Genomic DNA, 22,733 nt, shown 5'->3' with positions numbered 1-22,733 from the left:
GTTGATGCAATGTCAACCCTAGCCAACCGCCGGAAAACTTGTAGCTTTGCGGCCCTGCCCGGTTATTCGCCGCCGCGGGGCAGGGGCTACCGGCCTCTCGCGTACTTCTACCTTTCTTAGCTGATGCCCTACCTGTTCACTTCCGAATCCGTTTCGGAAGGCCACCCGGATAAAGTAGCCGACCAGATTTCCGACGCTATCCTCGACGAATACCTGCGCCAGGACCCCGCCGCCAAAGTGGCCTGCGAAACCCTGGTAACCACCGATTTCGCCCTCGTCGCCGGGGAAATCAAATCGACGGCCCATGTGGATGCCGAGCCTATTATCCGCGAGGTAATCCGCCGCATCGGCTACAACAAGCCCGAGTACCTGTTCAACGCCGACACCTGCGAGGTAATGAACCGCCTGCACGAGCAGTCGCCCGACATCAACCAGGGCGTAGTGCGCGCCACTGCCGAAGAGCAGGGCGCCGGCGACCAGGGCATGATGTTCGGCTACGCGACCAACGAAACGGCCAACTACATGCCCCTGGCCCTCGACCTGTCGCACCGGCTGCTGCGCGAGCTGTCAGCCATCCGCAAGGAAGGCCGCGAGATGACCTACCTGCGCCCCGACGCCAAAAGCCAGGTGACGATCCGCTACGCCGACGACAACACGCCCGAAGCCATCGAAACCATCGTCGTCAGCACCCAGCACGACGAATTCGACGCCGACGAGGCCACCATGCTGCGCCGCATCGAGCAGGATGTCAAAACCATCCTCATCCCCCGCGTAAAGGCCCAGCTCGATGCCAATACCCAGGCGCTGTTCACTGATAGCATCATCCACCACATCAACCCCACGGGCAAGTTCGTTATCGGCGGCCCCCACGGCGACTCGGGCCTGACGGGCCGCAAAATCATTGTGGATACCTACGGGGGCAAGGGCGCCCACGGCGGCGGGGCCTTTTCGGGCAAGGATTCGAGCAAGGTCGACCGCTCGGCAGCTTATGCGGCTCGCCACATCGCCAAAAACCTGGTAGCGGCCGGCGTGGCCGACCAGGTGCTGGTGCAGGTAGCCTACGCCATCGGCGTGGCCGAGCCGGTGGGCGTGTTCGTGACCACCTACGGCACCACGAAAGCCACCAGCGGTACCGGCGACAAGCTCACCGACGGCCAGATTGCCAAAAAGGTGCAGCGCCTTTTCGACCTGCGCCCCTACGCCATCGTGCAACGCCTGGGCCTTCAGAACCCCATCTTCGCCGAGTCGGCCGCCTACGGGCACATGGGCCGCGAGGCCGGCACCAAGCAGGTACAAATGCCCGACGGCAGCACCAAAACCGTCGAAACCTTCACTTGGGAAAAGCTCGACTACGTGGACCGGATCAAGGCGGAGTTTGGGCTATAAGCGCTACAAGCTGCCAGCCTCAAACTGCAAGCTTTCGTATCAGTAAGCAATAGTCGAACTTCCTACAACAACTCACGCAAAAGCCCCGTCTGCATTGTCAGACGGGGCTTTTGCATGAACGAAAAGCTTGCAGCTTGTAGCTTCAGGCTTGCAGCTATTACAGAGTTTTGCAGCTCAAAAACTAGTAGTTCACCAGCTTCTCCTTATGCTTTACCAACTGGCGGCGCATGGCTTCATAGCAGGCATCGGTAGCCGCTTCGAAAGTAGGCGCGTCTTCTTCGCAGAACAGGGTGTTACCGGGCACCATCAGCTTGATTTCTACGGTCTTGTTGGCAATACCGTCTTTGTTGTTCAGTTTGAGAATGACTTCACCCTCGGTTATGCGGTCGAAGAAAGTTTCGAGCTTGTTAAGGCGTTGCTGAATGAAATCGAGCAGGGGCTGGCCGGCGTCAAAATGCACCGAGTTAATCTGTACTTTCATCGACTAGGGGGTTAAGGGTAAACAATAAACCAATCAGGCCTTGGGGTGGGCCTTCTCGAAAACGGACTTCAACCGGTCGATACTCAGGTGGGTATAGACTTGGGTAGCAGCCAGGTTGGCATGTCCGAGCAGTTCTTTAATGGCGTTCAAATCAGCTCCTTTGCCCAGCAGATGCGTGGCGAAAGAGTGGCGGAGTACGTGCGGATGCTGCTGGCCCGAAGCCGTGGTTATCTGGCTCAGATAGTGCTTCACGGTGCGGTAAACTAGTTTTTCGTACAGCGGCTCGCCTTTGTCTGTAACGAGAAGCGGCCCGCTGGTGTTGCCGCTATTGCCGAACTCGTGCCGCTGCCGGGCCATATACTGCTCCAGCACCCGCACCAGGCTGGGGTTCAGGGGCACCAGCCGCTGCTTGTTGCCCTTGCCCGTTACGCGCACCGTGCCGCCGGGCAAGCTCAGGTCGGCGGGCCGGATGCCCATCAGCTCCGAAAGGCGCATACCGGTGCCGTAGAGCAGTTCCAGAATCAGCTGGTCGCGGGCCCCGGCAAAAGTATCGGGGAATTCAAACGAGTTGAGCAGGTCATTGAGGCTTTCCTCGGGGACAAAGTCGGGCAGCTTCTTGGCCGTTTTGGGCGAGGTGATGCGCAGCATCGGGTTCTTGGCCACCGCGCCGGTACGCAGCAGGTAGCTGTAGTAGGAGCGCAGGCAGGCAATTTTGCGGTTTACAGTGCGTGGGTCGAGTTGCTGCTGCATCAGCGCCACCACCCAGGAGCGGATCAGCGTGTGGTCGGCCTTGGTGGTATCGTCGAGCTCGTAGGTAGCCCTCAGGAATTCACTGAACTGCCGCAGGTCCGTCTGGTACGATACCACTGTATGCGGGCTGTACCGCTTCTCGAAGCGCAGGTAATCAAAAAACAACTCCATAGAAAGGCAACAACCAAGGGGCGGATAGCCAATGTAGGCAATTCAACCCAGCAAACAAACCGGCCAGCTAAAACGCGAGAAACCCGGCTGATTCGCTCAGATGAGCAAATCAGCCGGGTTTCTCGATCCACACTACGGCTAAGCCGCTAGCGGATGCTTACTTGGGGTCCGCGTCGGGGCCGTAGGTAGAAAGCTTGTAGATAGCCTTCTGCTTCTGCTTGCGGTTGGTGATGGAAGGCTTTTGGAAGAAGGTGCGACGACGCAGCTCCTTCAGAACGCCGGTGCGCTCGAACTTCTTCTTGAAGCGCTTGAGGGCGCGGTCAACCGACTCGTTTTCTTTGATTTGGACGATGAGCATATCAGCAGTGAACTTGAGAAATCAACTATGAAGGGCCGCAAAGATACATCACAGATGTTACAGATAAAAGGGATAACACAGATTCGTTCCGCTAAGCATCTATTTCCTCCGCGTTCATCCTCTACCAGAACGAATCTGTGTTATCCTTTTTCATCTGCACCATCTGTGATTTACTTGAGGATGGCGCGGGCAATAACGAGCTTCTGAATCTCGGAAGTGCCTTCGCCGATGGTGCAAAGCTTGGCGTCGCGGTAGTATTTCTCGGCCGGGTAATCCTTGGTGTAGCCGTAGCCCCCGAAAATCTGCACTCCCTCGTTAGCGACGCGCACGCTTACCTCGGAGGCATACAATTTGGCCATGGCCGACTCCAGGTTCACGTTCAGGCCCCGGTCCTTCATGTCGGCGGCGCGGTAGGTCAGCAGCGAGGCCGCCTCAATTTCCGTCGCCATGTCGGCCAGCTTGAAGCTGATACCCTGGAAGTTGCTGATGGGCTGGTTGAACTGGTGGCGCTCCTTAGAGTACTGCAACGCCGCCTCATAAGCCCCCTGGGCAATGCCCAGGCTCAGCGCCGCAATGCTGATGCGGCCACCGTCGAGTACCTTGAGCGCCTGCACGAAGCCGTCGCCGATTTTGCCAATCACGTTTTCCTTGGGCACCCGGCAGTCGGTGAAAATCAACTCCGTCGTTTCCGAAGCCCGCATACCGAGCTTGTCTTCCTTGCGGCCGGCCGCAAAGCCGGGCGTGCCGCGCTCAATGATAAAGGCCGTCATGCCCCGCGAGTCGCCCACTTCGCCAGTGCGGGCAATAACTACGGCTACGTTGCCGGACTTGCCGTGGGTAATAAAGTTTTTGGCGCCGTTGAGCACGTAGTGGTCGCCATCTTCGACGGCCACGGTGCGCATGTTGCCGGCGTCGGAACCCGTGTTGGGCTCGGTCAGGCCCCAGGCGCCAATCCATTCGCCGGAGGCCAGCTTGGGCAGGTACTTGCGCTTCTGCTCCTCGGAGGCGTGCTGCAGAATGTGGCCGGTGCAAAGCGAGTTGTGCGCCGCCATGCTCAGGCCGATGCTACCGTCAATCTTCGACAGCTCTGCAATGGCCGTTACGTACTCGACGTAACCAAAACCGGCCCCGCCGTACTCCTGGGGCACTAGCACCCCCATCAGGCCCAGCTCGCCCAGCTTATGGAATACTTCCTTCGGGAACTCCTGCGACTCGTCCCACTCCATCATGCGGGGCTTGATGTGCTGGGCGCCAAAGTCGCGCACCATCTGGGCAATCATGGTTTGATTTTCGGTAGCTACCAGTTCCATAAGTAAGGGGTGGGTGGGATGGGTAAAAGAAGTTGGGTGGGAGTGCATACAACCAGTGAAACCCAACTTTGGGTTTGCAAAAGTACGATTTTACGCCCGCTCCCGCCAGTGCAGGATTCGGGCCGGAAGCCCTGCCGATTTTGATGGGCCCGGTTTATTCGGTTTCTTTGATGGTTTTTAGGCAGATATTGTCCTGTTCAGGGGCGGTATTTGCCTGTCGTTTTTCCTACTGAATCCGGTGTGAGCCGGTTTGCATGCCTAAATCCTCGCTTCACCGCCTCCTGCTGCTGTGGCTGCTGTGCGCTCCGGCGGCCCTGTTTCTGGGCTCCTGCTCCGCCGCCCGTGTGCATCAGCAAAATATTTTGTTCCGCACCGACGGAGCCGGGCGCCTCGATACGGCTAAACTGCGTGACGTAGTAAACCGGGCCGAGCGCAACTACATCATCCAACCCAACGACTACCTCGAAGTTCGACTTTATACCAACGAAGGGGAGCGAATTCTCGACCCCAACGGCGAACTGCAGTTCGGTAACATGATGGGAACCGGTGGTATCGGAAGTACCGGCATCAGCCGGCCGCAGTCAGGAGTTGGGGGCCGCCAGGGGGGACAACAGCAGCAGCAGCAGCAAAACCAGAATAGCACCCAGTTTCTGGTGCAGCACGATGGTGTCGTGCGCCTGCCTATGGTAGGCTATCAGCGCCTGACTGGCCTGACGTTGTTACAGGCCGACAGTTTGCTACAAACAAAGTACACCGAATTTTACAAAGGCGTTTTTGTAACAACCCGGGTAGCCAACAACCGCATCATCGTGCTCGGAGCCACTTCCGGCGGCTCGGGCCAGGTTATCCAGATGTACAACGATAACATGAACCTGCTGGAAGTGCTGGCCACCGCTGGTGGCATCGATGGAGCTTTCGTAGGCACTACCGCCACTGGCCGCGCCGGCCGCGCTGATAACATTCGCCTGATCCGCGGTAGTCTCAAAAACCCGCAGGTCCAGATAATAGATTTGACTACTATTGACGGCATGCGGCGAGCAAACCTGCAGGTGGAACCCAACGATATTATATATGTTGAGCCCATCCGACGGCCATTCTACGAAGGACTGCAGGATGCAACTCCCTTGTTTGGTCTTATTGCTAGCATTGCATCCGTTATAAGCACGATCTATCTTATTTCGAAGCTGTAATAGTAATAAAGGGCTTTCTCATTGATTACCTACGTGAATGGCAGCTAAGGAAGACGCGGAACTGGAAGAACTGATCCGCAACGCCGGAGGAGAACCCGAGGAGGAAGACGACGGCGGCGGACTGGACCTGACGACGCTGCTGACCGTGGCCCGGCGCAGTCTGCCTTGGATGGTATTGCTGGTAGTACTCGGCCTGACTGCCTCCTGGCTGTTTCTGCGCTACACGCCGCCGCTGTACAAATCCACCTCTACGCTTAAGATTGACGAAAAAACCGAGGCCGGCGTACTGGGCCTGGGCAGCCTGGGTGGCGCCGTAGAGCAAAAGCAAAGCCTCACCAAGCTGTCGGGTGAAATCGAGCTTATCAAGTCCGATATCATTTACAGCCGCCTCAACGACTCGCTGGCCCTCGATGTAAATTACTACGTGCAGGGCACGGTGCTGGAAACGGAAATCTATGGTTCTTCGCCTTTTGAGGTGAGCTACGAAGCTCTGGCTGATGCGGCCTTCGACCGGAAGATTGCGCTACGCTTCCTCTCCCCCACCACCTTCGAGCTGACTTTGCCCGAAGAGTTAGGCGGAACCGAGCAGCAACACACGTTCGGGCAGCCCTTCACAGTGGCCGGCTTTCGGCTGACCATTCGCAAAGCTGCTGACAGCGGCGCAGCGGCTCCGGAGGGGCAGTACTCGTTCATGGTTAACAGCCCCGGCGCGCTGAGCAACTACTTCAACAGCAACCTGCTGGTCGATATTGTGAATGTAGATGCCAACACCATCAGCATTTCATTCACCGACCACAATCCGGCCAAAGCCCGCGACATTGTAAATGCCGTGGATGCAGTCTATCTGGAGGAAAAGCTGGCCCGCAAGCGGGAGCAGTCGGCCCGTGCTCTTCGCTACATCAACGAGCAGCTGGGCAGTAACAACCAGAGCCTTAGCCAGGCCGAAGAGGCGATGGAAGCTTTCGTGAAGCGCACCGGATCTTACGACGTAAAGGGCGAGGTAGGTCAGATTACCGGCCTGATGCAGGAGTTGGAGGAGGAGCGCGCCAAGCTGCAGGAGCAAGGCGAAATGATGAACGACGTAGGCCAGTTGCTGGACCGGGAGCAGCTCACGACCCGCGCCGACGGCGACGTAATGCAAAGCATCCCGGCCCTGGCCGAAGTGAAAGACGCCCAGCTCGTGCAGCGCATTACAGAGCTGAGCGACGCGCAGCTCGACCTGAAACGGGCGCTGCTCTCTTACCAGCCGGGGGCTACCTTGGCCATGCAGACCAAGGAGCAGAGCATTGCCGACCTCAAGAAAATAGTGCGCCAATTGCTGCGCAAAAATCAGCAGCTGCTTAAGTCTCAGGAAGCGAAGCTGCTGGGTAAGCGCGCCGAACTGGAAGCCAAGCTGCGAGTTCTGCCTGATAAGTATACCGAGCAGGCCCGCCTGCAACGGCCGCTGGAACTGTTCGAGAAGTATAACTTAATGATGCTAGATAAGCGGATTGAGTTTGGCATTTCGATGGCCGGCGCTACTGCTGATTTCCAGATACTCTCGCCTGCTTCACCGGCCATACCTATTTCGCCGGTTAAGTTTATTATCTACGCCATTGGGCTGGCCGCCGGCATTGTGCTGGGCCTCGGGCTTATTGCCGTACGCTACCTGCTGCACAACACCGTCACCAACATCCGGGAACTGGAGCGCAATACTCACGCCCCCGTGCTGGGCGTAATTCCGACTTACGACAAAGAGAAGATGGCCGTCTCGAAGCTGGTCGTAGACCGCAACCCCAAATCGGCGTTGTCGGAAGCCATCCGTTCCATCCGCACCAATCTGGAGTTCGTTGCGTCCTCCAAGCGGAAACGGTTGATTTCCGTTACCTCGACTATTAGCGGTGAAGGCAAAACCTTTGTAACGGTGAATCTGGCCGGTATTATCGCCGCTTCCGACCAGCGGGTGGTAATTCTCGACCTCGATATGCGCAAGCCCAAGGTGAATCTGGCCTTCGACGCCGAAAACATCAAGGGCGTCAGCACAATTCTCATCGAGAAGCACACCTGGCAGGAATGCGTGCAGCATACCAGCATCCCGACGCTCGACTTCATCTCGGCCGGCCCCACTCCGCCCAACCCCTCGGAGCTGATCCTGAGTGACATGTTCGACCCATTGATTGCCGAGCTGCACCAGCATTACGACGTCATCATTATTGATACGCCACCGGTGGGACTGGTAACCGACGGCATCCTCATCATGCGTAAGGCCGATGTCCCGATCTACGTCGTGCGGGCCAACTACTCGAAAAAGTCGTTCCTCAAGAACATCAACAAGCTGATCCGTACCAACGGCTTCACGAAGCTGACAACTATTCTCAACGACGCCCAAACCACTGGCGGCTACGGCTACGGTTATGGCTACGGTTACAGCTACGGGCAGGGCTACTACGACGAGGACAATACGCCCAAGGATGGCTTGTTGAGCCGGCTACGGCAGCGCATATCCTGATTCAGCTAAGTCTATGTCGATTTTCAGCAAGCTGTTTGGCCCGTCGGCTGCGCCTGCCGTGGCCGCGTCGCTGGCTGCGCTGCAGGTCGATATGCACTCGCATGTGCTACCGGGCCTCGATGATGGCGCGGAAACGCTGGAACACTCGCTGGATCTGCTACGGCAGTTGCAGGCGTTTGGCTACCGCAAGCTGATTATGACGCCCCACATCATGGGCGACTTCTACCGTAACACGCCCGAGGGCATCCGGGGGGCGCTGGAGGCGCTGAAAACGGCGGCAGCCAGGGCCGGTATTACCGGGCTGGAGCTGGACTGCGCCGCCGAGTACTACCTGGATGAGAGTTTCGGGCGGCGGCTGGAGCAACGGGAGCCGCTGCTCACGTTTGGCGGAGCGCGACGGCTGGTGCTGTTCGAAACGTCGTACATCAACGAGCCTTTCAACCTGAACGAAAGCATTTTCAACCTGCAGGCGGCGGGTTACCAGCCGGTGCTGGCGCATCCCGAGCGCTACACTTACCTCTACGGGCGTTTTGAGGAGTTGGAGCGGCTGCGCGAACAGGGCGTTATGCTGCAGGTGAACCTGAACTCGCTGAGCGGCTACTATTCGGCCGGGGCCAAACGGGTAGCCGAAAAGCTGATCGACGGTGGCCTCGTGGATTTGCTGGGCTCCGATACTCACCACGTGAAGCACCTTGCTACGCTGCGCACCAAAACACTGCTCTCCCCTTACCTGGCCAAGGCCCTGGCCCTGCCACTGCTCAATAATACGCTGTAAGATTCGTTTTTCGTGGTTTGTTTTTCATTTTTCGTGAGGGTATTCCGATTGAGCAAGCCCTTTGTAATACCGAAAAACACTAACTGCCGAACAACGAAAAACAAACCACGAAAAACGAATAAATGATACTAGTAACCGGCGGCACGGGGTTGGTGGGCAGCTTTCTGCTGGCGGAGCTGGTTCGGCGCGGCTTACCGGTGCGGGCAATCTACCGGGGCGAGGCCGCTCCTGTGGTAGCCGGGGCCGAAACCGTGGAGTGGGTGCCGGGCGATTTGCGCGACGGCCTGGGCCTGCGGACGGCCCTGGAAGGCGTAACGCACGTGTTTCACTGCGCCGGCTTGGTGTCGTACGCGCCCCAGGATGAGGAGGAACTGCTTCGTGTGAACGTGGAGGGCACGGCCAACATAGTGGATGCCTGCCTGGAGCGGCCTGGTATCCGGCTGGGCTACGTGTCGTCGGTGGCGGCGCTCGGGGGTGGAGCGGCGGCGGCCCAGCGCGAGCTGCCCAGCACCGAGGTGCTGCGCATCGACGAGCAGAGCCAATGGGACCTAGGAGCCGAGCACAATGCCTACGCTACCTCGAAATACCTGGCCGAGCTGGAAGTATGGCGCGGCGTATCGGAGGGCCTGCGGGCGGTGGTGGTAAATCCCTCGGTGGTGCTGGGCCCCGCCGACTGGCACCGCAGCAGCACTCGCCTGTTTCGCTACGCCTACAACGAGCACCGCTTCTACACGCCCTCCAGCCTCAACCTGGTAGACGTACGCGACGTGGCCGAAATGCTGGCCCAGCTCACCCTCGACACCGACCACAGCGGCGAGCGGTACGTGCTCAATGCCGGGCGCTGGCCGCTGGCCGAGGTGCTGGGCCTTATGGCCGAAAACTTCGGCAAGCGCCCGCCCACGGTGGCCGTGCCGGGCTGGGCCGCCGAAACTATCTGGCGCCTCGAACACGTTCGGAGTCTGCTGACCGGCGCCCGCCCGCTCATCACCAAAGACACGGCCCGCGCTGGCCGCCGGCCCCTGGAGTACCAGGCCGACAAAGTATGCCGCGAATTGGGCCGCCAGTTCCGACCTTTGCCGGAAACCATCCGCTGGTGCTGCCAGGAATTGGCGCAAGGTGAAATAGTGAGATGGTGAAATGGTGAGTTGATGTTCTGGGGCCCTACCGGCGCAAAATGCGCAGTTGGCACCGTTGGTTGATTTGCGCCACTTATGCCGATAGCGCCACCCGCGCCAATAGGCCCCCAAAACATCAACTCACCATTTCACCATCTCACTATTTCACCTTGCGCCAGTTCACCTTTGGGTGCGGTTGTTGTATATTCAGGGCAGGGCGGTTTCTGAGTTGAAACGGCCTGTGCCCACCCCACGGAACCTGCCTTTTTGGCGGGTTTGTGTTGTTAGCTGAAGCATGAGAATGAACGAGAACTTTGAGGACCGGGACGAAGTGCTGGCTACCGTGCGCCGTTTTGAGGACATGGTAGACCGCAACGAACCCGTATTTTTCGACCTGGCTGATTTTGAGAACATCATCGACCACTATACGTCCAATACTCAGTACGACCGCGCCCTGCAGGCCTGCGAGGCCGCTATAACCCAGTACCCGTTCAGCACCGAGCTGCTGATCGACCGCTCGCAGGTGCTGGCCATGAAGGGCGAGTACACCGCCGCCAGTACCCAGATTGAGGACGTGGCCCACCTCGACCCGACCAACCCCGACGTGGCCGTTACCCGCGGCATTATTGCCACCCAGAAGGGCGAGTTTGCCGAGGCCGTGGCGTTTTTCCTGCAAGCGGTGGAAAACACCGAGGACCGCGACGACATCTTCTTCAACCTGGGGCTGGCCTACCAGAGCTGGCAGAAGTACAAGAGCGCGGCCAAGTACTACAAGCAAAGCCTGCGCCTCAACCCCGACAACGACGTGGCCGTGCAGGAGCTGCTGTACTGCCTGGAGGTGAGCGAGCGGCTGGAAAGCAACCTGGAGTTCTTCCGCCGCTTCACCGACGACGACCCCTACTCGGCCCTGGCCTGGTTCAACCTGGGGCAGGCCTACTACCGGGCCGGCAAGGTGGATGAGGCCATCAGCGCCTTCGAGTACGCCATTCTGATTGATGCCCAGTACTACGACGCCCACGGCTACCTGGCCAGCTGCTACGTAACGCTGGAACGCTACCGCGAAGCCATTGCCGAGTTTGAGCTGAGCCACGCCGAGGGCACGCCCACGCCCGAGGCGCTGTGCAACATCGGCGAGTGCCACGAGAAGCTGGCCGAGTGGGATTTGGCCCGGCGCTTCTACCAGAAGGCCATCGACCTCGACGCGACCATGGACGAGGCCTGGTTTGGCATCGGCATCATCATGCAGGCTCAGGAGAAGTACTTCGAGGCCATCCACTTTTTCCGTAAGGCCGTGAGTCTGTACGACGAAAGCGTGGAGTACTGGCTGGCGCTGGCCGCCGCCGAGTACCAGATTGGCAACCTGGCCTCGGCCATTGAGGCCTACGAGAAAGCCACCGAAACCGGCCCCGACAACAAGGACGGCTGGCTGAACTGGAGCATTCTGCTGTATGAGCAGGGCAACTTCGACGGCGCCATCGACCTGATGCGCACGGCCCTCGAAATCAGCCCCGTAGAGGCCGAGCTGCACTACCGGCTGTGCGCCTACCTGCTGGCGGCCGGCCGCTACCGCGAGGCCTACCAGACCCTGGAGCAGGCCCTCACCCTCGATTTCGACAAGCACCGCCTGCTGTTCGACTACTTCCCCGAGCTGGAGTCGCAGCAGGCCCTGGCCCGCCTGATTGACCAGTACCGGAAGTAGCAGCAAACGAACCCACCGGTCATCCTGAGCGCAGCGAAGGACCTGGACGGAAGCGACAGTCACATGTTAGCTTCTGCCCAGGTCCTTCGCTGCGCTCAGGATGACAGTTTTTTTAGGCCAACCGCGCAATTCCCAATCCGGCTGTACTTTTGCCCGCATATCAATTCAGTTCCTCAGAACTTCAGTCCTCCGGACCCCTAACGCATGAATTACTCCCTCAGCCAGCTGCCCGAGCGCACCAGCAAACCCCGCGAACAAGGTTTCACCATGGTCATGGACAAGGGCCTGAGCGTGCGCGAGGTGGAGGATTTCCTGGAAGTGGGCGCCGATTACACCGACATTGTGAAGCTGGGCTGGGCTACCTCGTACGCCACGCCCAACCTCAAGCGCAAGCTGGCCGCCTACAAGGAAGCCGGCATTCCGGTGTACTTCGGCGGCACGCTGTTCGAAGCCTTTATCATCCGCAACCAGTTCGAGGACTACCAGCGCCTGCTCGACACCTTCGGCATGGAGTACGCCGAGGTATCCGACGGCTCGATTGACCTCAACCACGACAAGAAGCTGGAGTTTATCCGCACGCTTTCGGGCCAGGTGCAGGTGCTCAGCGAGGTGGGCTCGAAGGATGCCGAGAAGATTATTCCGCCCTACAAGTGGATTTCGCAGATGAAAACGGAACTGGAAGCCGGCGCCGTGAAGGTGATTGGCGAGGCCCGCGAGGCTGGCAACGTGGGCCTGTTCCGCAGCACCGGCGAGGTGCGCTCGGGTCTGGTAGAAGAGATTCTGACCCAGATTCCGTTCGAGAAAATCATCTGGGAAGCCCCCCAGAAGGCCCAGCAGGTGTGGTTTATCAAGCTGCTGGGGGCCAATGTGAACCTGGGCAACATCGCGCCCAACGAAATCATCAGCCTCGAAACCATCCGCCTGGGCCTGCGCGGCGACACGTTCACCGATTTCCTCGACATGAGCCAGGTAGACGAGATGTTCCGGCCCGAGCCCAAGACGCCCGGCCGCCCCGGCACCTCCATGCCGCGCGGGTAGTAGGCCAGGCTGTCCGTTTGAAAGTAGCCGACCAGGCCGCGTACATAGTGCGCGGCCTTTGTCGTTGGCTTAATCGGGCCGGTTGGGCGGGCTGGCCCGAAGCTTGCGGCATTGGGCCGCAACAAGGCCCTAACCCCGGCCGCCTAAAATCAGTTAAAAGAGAATGGCCCGGCCAGCTACAGACCCGGCCCCGGATTATTCAGCACTTTTACCTTTATATGACTCGTATCTCTTCTCTTCTGGCGGCGGCGGCGCTGCTCCTGACGGCCGCCTGCGGCGGCCCCACCAAGCAGGAAAAAACCGAAGCGGCCGTACTCACGCCCGCCGACACGGTGGCTACGAAAACCGACTCGCTGACCCTGCCCGAGCCCTACGCCACCAAATCGGTAACCAAGCGCAGCAAAATTGTAGAGTGGCCCCAGGCCACCATGCCCACCGTGCCCACCGGCTTTCTGGTAACGCAGTACGCCGCCGACCTCGAAAGCCCGCGCAATATGTACGTGCTGCCCAACGGCGACGTGCTGGTGGCCGAGGCGAACACCGTGCCCACCGGCCCCAAGGAGGAGGTGGCCGCCGCCCTCAAGCTCGACCCCTCGAAGTCGCTCAGGCCTACCAGCGCCAACCGCATTACGCTGCTGCGCGACGAGCAGCAGGTGGCTCGCCCCAGCACGCGCACCGTGTTTCTCGACAGCCTCAACCAGCCCTTCGGCATGCTGCTGCTGGGCGGCTACTTTTACGTAGCCAACACCGATGGCGTGTGGCGCTACCCCTACGTGGGCGGCCAGACCTCGATTACGGCCAAGGGCCAGAAGATTCTGGACTTGCCGGCCGGCGGCTACAACAACCACTGGACCCGCAACCTGCTGGCCAGCCCCGACGGCCACAAGATTTATATCTCGGTGGGCTCATCGTCGAACGTGGGCGAGCACGGCATGAAGGAGGAGCAGCGCCGGGCCAACATCATCGAAATAAACCCCGACGGTACGGGCGAACGGATATACGCCAGCGGCCTGCGCAACCCCGTGGGCATGGACTGGGCGCCCGGCACCAACGTACTCTGGACGGCCGTGAACGAGCGCGACGAGCTGGGCGATGAGCTGGTGCCCGATTACCTGACCAGCGTGCGCGAAGGCGGCTTCTACGGCTGGCCCTACTCCTACTTCGGCCAGCACGTCGACCCGCGGCGCAAGGACGAAAAGCCCGAGCTGGTGAAAAAGGCCATCGTACCCGATGTGCCGCTGGGCCCCCACACGGCCTCGCTGGGCCTGGCCTTTTATACCGGCGACAAGTTTCCGGAGCCTTATCGCAACGGCGCCTTCATCGGGCAGCACGGCTCCTGGAACCGCTCCGAGTTTTCGGGCTACAAAGTGGTGTTCGTGCCGTTCCGCAACGGCAAGCCCGCCGGCCAGCCCCAGGATTTCCTGACCGGCTTCATCGCCAATGAGGAGAAGAATGAGGTGTACGGCCGCCCGGTGGGCGTAACGGTGCTGCCCACCGGCGCCATGCTGGTCGCCGACGACGCCGGCGGCAAAATCTGGCGCATCGCCGCTCAATAGCCGTTGCCGGCCGGCCGGAGCATAGGCACCGAAAACGTCCCGTCGATTTTTAAAAACCTCCTGATGCTTTTTGAAAGCGTCCTGATGTTTCGAAAAATCAACGGGACGTTTTTTGAAATCCACCGGTCAACTGCGGCTGCTCGACCAGTCGGTGGCGGCAGTCGACCGGTTTGCTTGTCAGGAGTGCACGAATAGCCCGGCATTGTTGCCGGGTAACCTGCCGCTTCTTATGCGCCACCACCACCTGATTTCCCGCCCCCCCGACCAATGCCCAACTGGCTGACCACTGCCCGCCATCTGCTGAGCTACCTGACGCCCATGACGCGCCGCGTGCCATCGGCCCATAGCGGGTGGCTGGAGGTTACGACCTGGCGCGGCTATAAGGTGCTGAACACGGCCCAGGCCAACTACAGCTACGGCTCGCTGCAACAGGTACTGCGCTACGGGCTGCGCTTCGTGCCGGTAACCGATGCCGCCGCGCCGGTGCTGGTGCTGGGCCTGGGCGGCGGCTCGGTGCTGCCGCTGCTGCGTCGCGAGCAGGGCCGCACCGGGCCCATTACGGCCATCGAGCTCGACCCGGCGGTGCTGCGAGTGGCCGCCGAGGAATTCGGCGTACGGCCGGGTCCGGGGCTTAACCTGGAGTGCGCCGACGCCTTCGCCTGGCTGCCCACTGCTCCTGCCAGCCACTTCGAGCTGGCGGTAGTCGATCTGTTCCTGGACCTGACGCTGCCCGCCGAGCTGGGCGGGGCGGCTTTCTGGCGGCAGCTGCACCGGGTGCTGCGGCCCGGCGGCTGGGCCCTGTGCAACCTGCTGACAACGGCTGCACTGGAGCCCGATGGCCAGCCGTTGCCCGGGTTTCTGGAGGCGCTGGGCTTTGCCGTGAAGGACATGGAAGTGGAGCAGCTTAACCGCCTGCTGATTTTGCAGCGGCGGCCCTGACCAACGCCACCGTAGCGGGGCACCGGGCTGCCGTTTGGCGCTAACTCGCTTACTTTGCGGGTTCAAACCCCTCTCATGGAAATTCTTCAGCAAATCATCGACTTCGTTCTGCACCTCGACAAGCACCTGGGTGAAATTGTCAGGGACTATGGAGTCTGGACTTACGCTATTCTGTTTCTGATCATTTTCGTGGAAACCGGCGTGGTGGTGCTGCCTTTTCTGCCCGGCGACTCGCTGCTGTTTGCCGCGGGCGCCACGGCCGCTCTGCCCGGCTCGCCGCTCAACGTGTGGCTGCTGATGGGCCTGCTGATTGTGGCGGCCGTGCTCGGCGACGCGCTCAACTACCACATCGGCGACTACCTGGGGCCGCGGGTATTCCGCGAAAACTCCCGCTTTCTGAAGCGGGCGCACTTGGAGCGCACCCAGGCTTTCTACGAGAAGCACGGCGCCAAAACGATTATTCTGGCCCGCTTTATCCCCATTGTGCGCACGTTTGCGCCGTTTGTGGCGGGCGTGGGCACCATGCACTACAGCAAGTTTTTGTCGTACAACCTGGTGGGCGCGGTGCTGTGGGTGGTGTCGCTCACGAGTGCGGGCTACTTTTTCGGGTTGATTCCGGTAGTACAGAAAAACTTCTCGCTGGTTGTGTTGGCCATTATTGTGCTGTCGGTGCTGCCAGTAGTATGGGAGTTCGGCAAGTCACGCTTCGGCAAGCAGAAGCCCGTGGCCTAAAGTCGGCCGCGACCAGCAAGAGCGAAAACATACCCATCATAACCGCCGGCTCCGCAAGGAAAGCCGGCGGTTTTTTTGTTGCTTGCCGCCCGAAACCACCCCCGCGTTATGCCCGAATTCGGATTGCTCGGCCGCTCCCTAAAGCACTCGTTCTCCCAGACCTATTTCAGCCAGAAGTTCCACAGCCTGGGCCTGCCCGACCACCGCTACGAGCTGTTTGAGCTGGCCGATATGCACGAGCTGCCGGCCCTGCTGGCGGCCCGGCCCGAGTTGCGCGGCCTCAACGTCACGATTCCCTACAAGGAGCAAATCTGGCCCTTCCTCAACGAGGTGGCCCCTTCGGCGGCGCGGGTGGGGGCCGTGAACGTGGTCGAGTTCCGGGCCGATGGCCGGCTGGTGGGGCACAACACCGATTACGTGGGCTTCCGCGACTCGCTGCGGGCCCTGCTGCCAGCGCCCGTGCCGGCCGGGCTGCGGGCCCTGGTGCTGGGCAGCGGCGGGGCGGCCAAAGCCGTGGAGGTGGCGCTGCGCGAGCTGGGCATCGGCGCCTGGACGGTTTCGCGCAACCCACTGGGCGCGGGCCTCACTTACGACGAGCTAAGCCCGCGCCTGATCCACGACCACCAGCTCATCATCAACGCCACGCCTCTGGGCACCTTCCCCGACGTAAGCAGCTGCCCGCCCCTGCCCTACGAAGCCCTCACGCCCCAGCATTACCTGCACGACCTGGTATATAATCCGGCCGAAACCGAGTTTATGCGCCGCGGCCTGGCCGCCGGGGCGCAGGTGAAAAACGGCTTCGATATGCTTTGCCGTCAGGCCGAAGCCGCCTGGGACATCTGGCATCAGGAATCGTAGCTCTTTATAGACCAGGCAACTACTTCCTTTTTCAACCAAGCATCTGGCCCAAAATATCCTAATATTCAGACTGACAGTATTAGTACAATTATATAGTGAAATTTCCCCATTATATACACAATCTAAGGGAATAGTAGTAGATTGCCTTATAATTCTACTATATAAACCTTCCCATGACTCCTGAAGAAAGCCTCGACCAGCTGGAGCCTCTGCTTTCGGAAACAACCTCTATTCTTGACCGCCATACGGCGCAGCTACGCCAGCATGCGGTTATGCTCCGGCAGTTGGTGCAGGCGACGGAAGGCAACGCCCAGCTTATGCAGCAGCTCCTAGCCGGGCAGAGCAGCTACCAGGAGCAACTGGTGCAACTCAACGAGGCCTTATCTGCGCCGGCTACCCTCCTTCCGGCGCAGGCCAGCTACGCGCCCGGGCAGGCCCAGCAGCTGGACGACCTGGAAATCCGCTTCGAGAAAATGAGCAGCCAGTTGGAAACGTTGAGCAGCAAAATGGATTTGATTCTGACCAAGCTTATCCGGGTCTACATCAACAACTAACTGCACACGTCGGCCCCATCTTGCCCCAGGCCAGCTTTTCGCTCCTGACTCCGGCGCCGCCCAACCCTGTTCGGTTCTCTTCCGAACCCGCCTCGACCCGGCCCGCCGCCGGTGGAGCCACCCTTCTCGGAGCAGTTGTTTTTGATGGGGCGGCGCGGGCATGGGCTGCTTTCGGGCTGGCCAAAACGGTAGCTGAACGAGAGGCGCAAGCTGCGCTGATACTGATAGAAGCTGCCGAAATTGACAACGCCGGGCGTAGTGGTGAGGCTGGTGTATTGGTGGCCGGGAGCCAGGAAATTAGCAACGCCCAGGGGTAAAAGCCGGCACCCAGCAGCAGACCGGCCGCGCAAACGTACCCCGTGTATCAGGCAGAAAGCCGGGAAGCTCAAGCAGCTCCGGGCCGCGGCTCAGCCAATACGGCCTCCGGAGCAAGCCGTGCCGGGGTTACTCCGCTCAACCGGCCACTTGGCTGAGCCCTTACTTTATGCTGGTGGCGGCTGTGGGCTATTTGGTTGAAGCGGACGTTGGGCAGGTTGAAAATCCGGCCGCAAACCCAGCCAATTGGCTACTTTGCCAGTTCAATTAAGCGCCAACCTCCCTGAATCTGCCTGCTTCTGTTTCCCGGCCGTTGCGGCCCTTGCCTACGCCCCCGGTCTGGCTGCGGCGGCTGCCCTGGGTGGCCCTGGGCTGGATAGCGCTGCTGCTGTATTTCGACTGGCAGAACTGGCTGCTGCGCCAGGGCGTGCTGGTACCGCAGCAGCAGGACCACTTCTGGGCTCTGGCCCTCACGGCCGACGTGCTCGATTCGGCCCTTTTCTACCTCAACTGGCAGTTGATGCCCCGGCTGTTTCAGCGCGGCCGGCTGGGGGCCTACCTGGGCCTGCTGGGGCTGGGCCTGCTGGCGTTCTGCGCGCTGCGCATTGGCGTGAGCTATGCGTTTGATGAAGTGAAAGTACAGGGCGAGTCGCAGCCGCTAAGCTACTACGTGCAGGTGCTGCAGGCCTACTACCTGCTGCTGGGCGGGCAGATTCTGCTGCTGAGCTTTTTTGTGCAGCTGGCCGGCTACTACTGGCGCGAGCTGCGCCACCGCCGCGCCCTGGAGCAGCAACAGCTGCGCACCGAGCTGGCGCTGCTCAAAAGCCAGCTGCACCCGCACTTCCTGTTCAACACGCTCAACAACATCTACTCGCTCACGCTGCACGCCTCGCCCCAGGCCCCCGAGGCAGTGCTGCGCCTGGCCGAGCTGATGCGCTACCAGCTCTACGACAGCGCCGACGACCTTGTGCCGCTGGCCCGCGAAATCGGCCACCTGCAAAGCTTCCTCACGCTCCAGCAGCTGCGCCTGCCCACGGCCGGCGGCACCACCGACGACGCCGATGAGGCCATCGACTTCCGCCTGCTGCTGCCCCCCGAGGCCGCCCCGAAGCTGCTGCTGCCGCCTATGCTGCTGCTGCCACTGGTCGAAAACGCCTTCAAGCACGGCGACCTCACGGCCCGCCCCCACGTGGTGCGCTTGGTGCTGGAGCTGGCCGCGGCCGACGGGCAGCTGCATTTCACGGTGCGCAACCGCATTTCGCCCGATAAGGCGGCCCCCGGCGGCGTGGGCCTGGCCAACCTGCGCCGCCGCCTGGAGCTGCTTTACCCCGGCCGGCACGCGCTGGTAGTTACGGCCAACCAGCAGGAATACGCGGTTCGTCTTACCGTGCCCGTAGCGGTGAAATAGTGAAATGGTGAGATGACGTTCCATCATCCTCATCATAAGCTGAACCATTAGCTCCCCCGCGCCGCCCGCACATCAACTCACCATTTCACTATCTCACCACCTCACCACCTCATGGAAACCCGCCGACCAATTAGCTGCCTTGTGGTGGACGACGAGCCGCTGGCCCGGAAGGTGCTGGTGGACTTTTGCCAGCAGGTGCCGTTTCTGGCGTTGCAAGGGCAGTTTGGCGATGCGCTGGCGGCGGCAGCGTTTCTGCAGGACAATCCGGTGGATGTCGTGTTTCTCGATATTCAGATGCCGCGCCTGACGGGCTTGCAGCTGGCCCAGCTGCTGCCCGCGCCGGGGCCGCGCATCATCTTCACCACCGCCCACCCCGACTACGCCGTGCAGAGCTACGAACTGCCGGCCCTGGACTACCTGCTCAAGCCGATATCCTTCGAGCGGTTCGTGCAGGCCGCCCACCGCGCCCGCGCCGCCCTGCTCCCGCCGGCCCCCACAGCTGCCCCCGCCGCGCCCGAAGCCCCCGCCGCCGACCCCACTGTCGCGGCCGACGAAGCGCTATTCGTGCGCCACGACAGCCGCCTGCGCCGGGTGCTGGTTGACGACATCTACTACGTGGAAGGCCAGAAGGAATACCTGATGTACTACACGGCCTCCGGCAAGCTGCTCATTCTGCAATCGTTCCGCAAGCTCGAAGAGCAGCTGCCGGCCGGCCGTTTCGTGCGCATCCACAAGTCCTACCTCATCAACCTGCGCCACCTCGAATTCGTGGAGCGCCACCGCGTGCAGGTGCACGGCGCCTCATTGCCCATCGGCGAAACCTACCGCGAAGGGCTGCTGGAAGTGCTGCGCTACCACGGGAAGTTTAGCTGAAGTCAAGGAGAAAAAGTCAAAAGCAAAAGCCGCTGAACAACTCATATGGCGTTGTTCAGCGGCTTTTACTTTTGACTTTTTCTCCTTGACTTCAATCCTTAGTTGCCCTACTGCTGCCCGCTTTGCTGGCCGTCGCCGCCGCTTTTGGTGTCGTCGTTCTGGATGCCGCGGCGGCGCTTGGGGGGCTGGTTCGTGACTTTGCCGAAGCGGTAGTTGAAGGCCAGCCGCACGCCGCGCAGGTAGAGGTAGTTGTTGCTTTCCTGGCGGAACCGGTCGGTTTCGAGGGTAGTGCTGAGGTTACGGGTGGCCGAGAGGAAGTTGTCGGCGTTCAGCGTCAGGTCGGCTTTGTCTTTGAGCAGGTTTTTGCGCAGGCCCATGGAGTAGTAAGTCCAGGCGGCCTGCTTGCCTTGCAGCTGCACCCGCGGCGAGTTGAGGCCGCCGAAGAACTGTAGGCTCAGGCCCTCCTTGAATTTGTAGCTCGAATTCAGGTTGAGATTGTACTGCACGCCGCTGTTGTTGAAGCCCAGGCCGGAACTCTTGAGCGAGACGTAGTACACGTTCACGTTGCCGCTCACGCTCCAGTCTTTCAGCGGCTTCACCGAGCCAAACACGCTACCGCCGTAGGTGGCGTTGCGGCCGATGTTATCGAAAGTTTGGCTGTTAATCCCGGTTTTTTCGTCCACGAGGCGTACCGTTTCGATGGCGTTGCCGGTGCGGCGCACATAGGCGCTCAGGTTCAGCACCGAGCCCTTCACGAAGGTGGTGTAGTTTAGCTCGTAGCTGTCGGTCAGCTCGGGCCGCAGGTCGGGGTTGCCGAAGCTGACGTTGAGCGTATCGGAGGTGTTGCGGAAGGGGTTGAGGTAGAAAATCTGGGGGCGCTGAATGCGGCGCGAGTAGGCCAGGCGCACCGATTCGCCGGGCTTTTTCTCGTTTTTGGGCTGGAAGCTGAGGCTCAGGTTGGGCAGCAGGTTGGTGTAGTTCTGGCGCACGCCTGGCAGGTCGGCATTCTGCCCCTGGCGCTCCTGGAAGCTGCCCCGCACGCGGGTGTTTTCCACCCGGCCGCCCAGCTTGAAACTCAGCTTTTTCGAGGCCGCGAAGCCGTAGCTGGCGTAGCCGGCCAGCACGTCCTGGTCGTAGTCGAACTGGTTGGAGCGGGCCGGATTGAACACCGGGTCGATAACCTCAGCCTTGGGGGCGCTGTTGGCCACGTCATAGACGCTGCTCACGCGGCGCATAATGGCCTTGGCGCCGGTTTCGAGCGTATTGGTGGCCGAAAACGGCTGGGCGTAATCGGTTTGCAGGGTGGTTTCGAGGTTGCGCGACAGGTTGTTGCTGGCCTCGCGGTAGTCTTTGGCGTCGTTGGCCGTGGTGTTGCCCTGGAACTGGTCGAGGTTGTAGTCCTGCTCGTTGCGGTTGCGGGTGTGCTGGCCCAGCACGCTCCACTCGCGGCCCTTCTGCCCGTCAAACGTGCGCGTGTAGCCGCCGTTTAGGTCGTAGCTCTGGGTGCGGAACTTGCGGTCGGTGTCGCGGGTGAACTCGTTGGGGAGGTTATCGGGGTTGTTGGGGGCCGGCAGCAGCGGGTTGCTGTACTGGGCGTTGTACTGCTCGTAGTTGCCGCTGTTGCGGAACAGGTTGCCCTGCACGTTCAGCAGCAGGTTGTGGAACGGGGCGGGGTCGTAATCGAGCCCCAGCCGGCCGAAGCCGCCGCCGCCTACGGTGTTGCCGTCGCCGGCCTGACGCACGGCCAGCTGCTCGTTGCCGCTGCCGTCTTTCAGGGTGCGGCTCAGGTCGTTGCGGTTGGGGCTATAGAAGGCAAAGCCGCTCAGCGAGCTGTTGATGCCGATTTTACCCTTGCGGTAGTTGAGCGAGCCGTTGGCGTTGGAGCTGCGGTTGCCGCCGGCCAGGCCCACCGAGCCGTTGAGGCCCTGCAGGTTGTTCTTTTTGAGGATGATGTTGATAATGCCGCCCGTGCCTTCGGCGTCGTACTTGGCCGAGGGCGTCGTAATCACCTCCACGCTCTTGATCTGGTCGGCCGGAATCTGCTTGAGCGCGTCGGCTACGCTGGTAGCCACGATGGAGGAAGGCTTGTTGTCGATGAGCACCCGGATGTTGCTGGAGCCGCGCAGTTGCAGGCCGCCGTCGGGGTCCACACTCAGCAGCGGCACTTTGCGCAGCACGTCGGCCGCCGTGCCGCCCGAGTTGGTGAGGTCCTTCTCGGCGTTGTAGACGATACGGTCGGGCTTGGTTTCAATGACATCCCGCTCGCCGGTCACGGTCACCTCGCCCAGCTTCTGGGCCGTCGACTCCAGCCGCACCACGGGCACCGTCGTCAGGCCCCCGCTCACGGTTACCGGCATCGTCTGGGGCGCGTAGCCAATAAAGCTGATTTGCAGCCGAAACGAGCCTTCGGCCAGCCCTTTCAGTGAGAACCGGCCCTTCTCGTCGCATACCGTGCCATCGAGCGGCGTGGCGCCACTCAGTGGCAGCAAAGCCACGGTGGCATACTCCACGGGCTTTTTGGTGGTGGCGTCGAGCACGGTGCCTTCGAGGCGGCCGGTGCCTTTGGCGGCGGGCAGCACCGGCCGGGCCGGCGCGGCGGCAGGCGGGCCCCCGGCGGGCCGTTGGCCGGCGGGTGGGCCGGTCTGGGCCAGGGCCGGGGCAGTGAGCAGCGTGGCCGTAAGCAGGGCCAGAGGAGTAGCGTAGTTCATGAGTTGAGGCAATGAGGCGCCAATAGAGA

Annotated in this window: 19 protein-coding genes; 14 read left to right on the top strand and 5 right to left on the bottom strand. The window is 60.9% G+C overall.

Going from position 1 to position 22,733, the window contains the following annotated elements:
* The first annotated feature begins 123 nt into the window (after positions 1-123).
* Entirely contained in the window at positions 124-1,386 is a 1,263-nt protein-coding gene (gene metK / locus BMY67_RS02160) for a methionine adenosyltransferase (RefSeq protein ID WP_092767864.1), read from the top strand.
* Positions 1,387-1,567: 181 nt separating this feature from the next.
* Here the strand turns inward: metK and hpf are convergent, their stop codons facing one another.
* The 4 genes from hpf to BMY67_RS02140 form a co-directional block, all read right to left on the bottom strand.
* Entirely contained in the window at positions 1,568-1,867 is a 300-nt protein-coding gene (gene hpf, locus BMY67_RS02155) for a ribosome hibernation-promoting factor, HPF/YfiA family (RefSeq protein WP_092767862.1), read from the bottom strand.
* A 33-nt stretch (positions 1,868-1,900) separates the two neighbouring features.
* Positions 1,901-2,788 (bottom strand): tyrosine-type recombinase/integrase, encoded by an 888-nt coding sequence (locus BMY67_RS02150; protein ID WP_092767861.1) that lies wholly within the window; start codon positions 2,786-2,788, stop codon positions 1,901-1,903.
* 157 nt (positions 2,789-2,945) lie between these two features.
* Positions 2,946-3,146, bottom strand: coding sequence for a 30S ribosomal protein S21 (gene rpsU / locus BMY67_RS02145; protein ID WP_019946232.1), 201 nt, complete (start codon positions 3,144-3,146; stop codon positions 2,946-2,948).
* 170 nt (positions 3,147-3,316) lie between these two features.
* Complete coding sequence (locus BMY67_RS02140) at positions 3,317-4,456, bottom strand: acyl-CoA dehydrogenase (RefSeq protein ID WP_092767859.1); 1,140 nt, start codon at positions 4,454-4,456, stop codon at positions 3,317-3,319.
* 254 nt (positions 4,457-4,710) lie between these two features.
* Between BMY67_RS02140 and BMY67_RS02135 the strand changes: the two genes are divergently transcribed.
* The 13 genes from BMY67_RS02135 (at position 4,711) to BMY67_RS02070 (ending at position 19,996) form a co-directional block, all read left to right on the top strand.
* The gene (locus BMY67_RS02135; protein ID WP_092767857.1) at positions 4,711-5,646 is read left to right on the top strand and encodes a polysaccharide biosynthesis/export family protein; all 936 of its coding nucleotides are present in this window, start codon (positions 4,711-4,713) and stop codon (positions 5,644-5,646) included.
* Positions 5,647-5,683: 37 nt separating this feature from the next.
* On the top strand, positions 5,684-8,134 hold the full coding sequence (locus BMY67_RS02130; protein ID WP_092767855.1) for a GumC family protein: 2,451 nt from the start codon (positions 5,684-5,686) through the stop codon (positions 8,132-8,134).
* Positions 8,135-8,147: 13 nt separating this feature from the next.
* Positions 8,148-8,909, top strand: a complete 762-nt coding sequence (locus BMY67_RS02125; protein WP_092767853.1) for a tyrosine-protein phosphatase — start codon at positions 8,148-8,150, stop codon at positions 8,907-8,909.
* A 122-nt stretch (positions 8,910-9,031) separates the two neighbouring features.
* Complete coding sequence (locus BMY67_RS02120; protein ID WP_092767851.1) at positions 9,032-10,045, top strand: NAD-dependent epimerase/dehydratase family protein; 1,014 nt, start codon at positions 9,032-9,034, stop codon at positions 10,043-10,045.
* A 280-nt stretch (positions 10,046-10,325) separates the two neighbouring features.
* On the top strand, positions 10,326-11,723 hold the full coding sequence (locus BMY67_RS02115) for a tetratricopeptide repeat protein (protein ID WP_092767849.1): 1,398 nt from the start codon (positions 10,326-10,328) through the stop codon (positions 11,721-11,723).
* A 204-nt stretch (positions 11,724-11,927) separates the two neighbouring features.
* Positions 11,928-12,761, top strand: a complete 834-nt coding sequence (locus BMY67_RS02110) for a phosphosulfolactate synthase (protein ID WP_092767846.1) — start codon at positions 11,928-11,930, stop codon at positions 12,759-12,761.
* 218 nt (positions 12,762-12,979) lie between these two features.
* Positions 12,980-14,317, top strand: coding sequence for a PQQ-dependent sugar dehydrogenase (locus tag BMY67_RS02105; RefSeq protein ID WP_092767845.1), 1,338 nt, complete (start codon positions 12,980-12,982; stop codon positions 14,315-14,317).
* A gap of 267 nt (positions 14,318-14,584) precedes the next feature.
* On the top strand, positions 14,585-15,256 hold the full coding sequence (locus BMY67_RS02100; RefSeq protein ID WP_092767843.1) for a spermidine synthase: 672 nt from the start codon (positions 14,585-14,587) through the stop codon (positions 15,254-15,256).
* Between the two features lie 75 nt (positions 15,257-15,331).
* Complete coding sequence (locus BMY67_RS02095) at positions 15,332-15,988, top strand: DedA family protein (RefSeq protein WP_092767841.1); 657 nt, start codon at positions 15,332-15,334, stop codon at positions 15,986-15,988.
* A gap of 108 nt (positions 15,989-16,096) precedes the next feature.
* Positions 16,097-16,846, top strand: a complete 750-nt coding sequence (locus BMY67_RS02090) for a shikimate dehydrogenase family protein (RefSeq protein WP_092767839.1) — start codon at positions 16,097-16,099, stop codon at positions 16,844-16,846.
* Positions 16,847-17,019: 173 nt separating this feature from the next.
* The gene (locus tag BMY67_RS02085; protein WP_092767837.1) at positions 17,020-17,400 is read left to right on the top strand and encodes a hypothetical protein; all 381 of its coding nucleotides are present in this window, start codon (positions 17,020-17,022) and stop codon (positions 17,398-17,400) included.
* 637 nt (positions 17,401-18,037) lie between these two features.
* Positions 18,038-19,123, top strand: coding sequence for a sensor histidine kinase (locus tag BMY67_RS02075; RefSeq protein WP_092767834.1), 1,086 nt, complete (start codon positions 18,038-18,040; stop codon positions 19,121-19,123).
* A gap of 111 nt (positions 19,124-19,234) precedes the next feature.
* Positions 19,235-19,996 carry a LytR/AlgR family response regulator transcription factor gene (locus tag BMY67_RS02070; protein ID WP_092767833.1) on the top strand — a complete coding sequence of 254 codons (762 nt, stop codon included), beginning with the start codon at positions 19,235-19,237 and terminating at the stop codon, positions 19,994-19,996.
* A gap of 107 nt (positions 19,997-20,103) precedes the next feature.
* Here the strand turns inward: BMY67_RS02070 and BMY67_RS02065 are convergent, their stop codons facing one another.
* Positions 20,104-22,704, bottom strand: a complete 2,601-nt coding sequence (locus BMY67_RS02065; RefSeq protein ID WP_177189650.1) for a TonB-dependent receptor — start codon at positions 22,702-22,704, stop codon at positions 20,104-20,106.
* Positions 22,705-22,733: the final 29 nt, after the last annotated feature.

It is taken from the genome of Hymenobacter actinosclerus, assembly GCF_900111515.1.
Classification (GTDB): Bacteria; Bacteroidota; Bacteroidia; order Cytophagales; family Hymenobacteraceae; genus Hymenobacter; species Hymenobacter actinosclerus.
This window is presented reverse-complemented; position numbering and strand designations above follow the sequence as displayed.